This window comes from Aquimarina sp. AU119, assembly GCF_900312735.1.
GTDB lineage: Bacteria > Bacteroidota > Bacteroidia > Flavobacteriales > Flavobacteriaceae > Aquimarina > Aquimarina algiphila.
In genome coordinates this window covers 1-1,787 of record NZ_OMPF01000011.1, presented here as the reverse complement: position 1 = coordinate 1,787, position 1,787 = coordinate 1, and the positions used below count along the sequence as shown (strand labels likewise).

The 1,787-nt window shown below is 31.5% G+C and carries 2 protein-coding genes; both read right to left on the bottom strand.

Going from position 1 to position 1,787, the window contains the following annotated elements; all coding sequences use genetic code 11:
• Window positions 1-284 precede the first annotated feature (284 nt).
• Complete coding sequence (locus tag DK442_RS08630) at window positions 285-770, bottom strand: hypothetical protein (RefSeq protein WP_109435466.1); 486 nt, start codon at window positions 768-770, stop codon at window positions 285-287.
• A gap of 218 nt (window positions 771-988) precedes the next feature.
• Complete coding sequence (locus DK442_RS08625; protein ID WP_109435465.1) at window positions 989-1,573, bottom strand: CHAP domain-containing protein; 585 nt, start codon at window positions 1,571-1,573, stop codon at window positions 989-991.
• Window positions 1,574-1,787: the final 214 nt, after the last annotated feature.

The following is a 1,787-nucleotide window of genomic DNA, read 5'->3' as shown; positions in this document are numbered from 1 at the left end:
TCATGATTCCGCTCAGATAAGATTCCACTTCTTTTTGAGATTCACAACATTTGAGATGTTGTCCGATTACGGTGAGTGGTAAAAAAAATAATATTAAAATTAACTTCTTCATCATATTGTACACAACGCTAAATATATGAATCGGAGCAAGGCAAACAAGCTTGAACCAATCAATCTATCTGCGCATTTTTATTTCTTGTTTAATTTATAAAAATCCAGCGCCACTGCAAAAAGGATAAGACCTTTCGATCTAGCACTAAATTGCTCTGATTTCATATATAATGTTACCAGCTTTTTTTCCATTCTTCGATCAATTCATTAGACACTTCAATTCCCCAGCCAGTTGCTCCAGCATCATGCTTTTTAAATAATTCTAGATCAAATTCCGTATCGATTCCTACTTGACACAATTCTTGTATTCGATTAAGATGTGAGTATGATATTTTAGGATTCCATTCTGCATAAATTTGAGATGCACTTATTTCTCTTATATTTTGGGTTATTTCGTCAATATTTTTTCCATATTCAGGATATTCCACAACAAGTTTTTCAGGTAGCTCATCTCCTAGACCAGTTATTTTAATTTGATTACATTCATTATCCCATTCAGGAATATTTTCTACGGTAAGTAACTCCAACATTTTATTAATAAACTCTTTCAGGTCAGAATTAACAATTTGATTTTTATTGCATAATTTCTCAAGTAAAAGAACTCCTAACATAGTCATCGCTCTAATCGAAAGTCCATCAAATTTTTTAAGATTATTCATTTAACTTTTTGAGAATTGCTGGTAACGTCTCGGCTATTATTAGTGCGGCGAAGAAATTCAGCGAATTTCAAGCCAGCACGAGTAAAAGCTTTGAGCTGTTTTTTAGTTTGTTAAGATAAAAATAGGGAAAAAGCTTTTGCGATGATACAAATCAGCAAACATTTCGGTTCGCACTTGCTCCCGCATTAATTATAGGTGTTGTTGTACCTAGTACTTTTTTATTTTCTTAACCAACCCAGAATTCTATCATTTTGTATTTGCCATTTTCCAGACTTATTAATCAATTTAAATTTTTCGCGTGATTTTCCAAAAGGCCCAGGGTTTTGCTGTATAATTTCAATTTCATTTTCGGTCACTTTAGAAATAATTGAAACGTGTCCATATCTATTTAAAATAGTTTCAGAGTATATCACTAAATCATTAACTTTTGGTTTAGACTTACTAGGGTTTGTAAATTGGGTCAAATTTCTCTGTTTATTTTTTTTTCCATCTTTTAGATTAGAATTGAAAAAATCTTTCGCATGACCATAGCTGTCAGGCATTTTATGGTTTAACTCTTCATAGTAATATCTTTTTACAAATTCGACACATTGATATTTTAACCCAAGATTATATCCATCATCAGTTAATCTTCGTCCAGAAACATTTCCAACACCACCATTATAATAAACAATAACATCATTAAACTCGTCAATTTTTTGACCTACTTCATAATTGCGATTTAGATTTATTTTCTTTGAAATAAAGAATCCGATTAGAACTAAAATCAAGATTCCTGAAATGATTAAAATCTGCTTTTTCAATTTTTTTTTCTTGTTTTGGCATTAGGTACAACGTTTAATATATGTGTCGTAGCAGGACAAAATGTTACCGTGCTTTTCGATTTTTCTGCGCATTGATTGCTAACTTTTACCTTCTGCAAGCATTGCGCCTTACCAAAATACAGCAACCATTCGATTCATCACTTAACTGCTATGATCACATATATAGTGTTGTGTACAGTTTTTATTCCGTTAT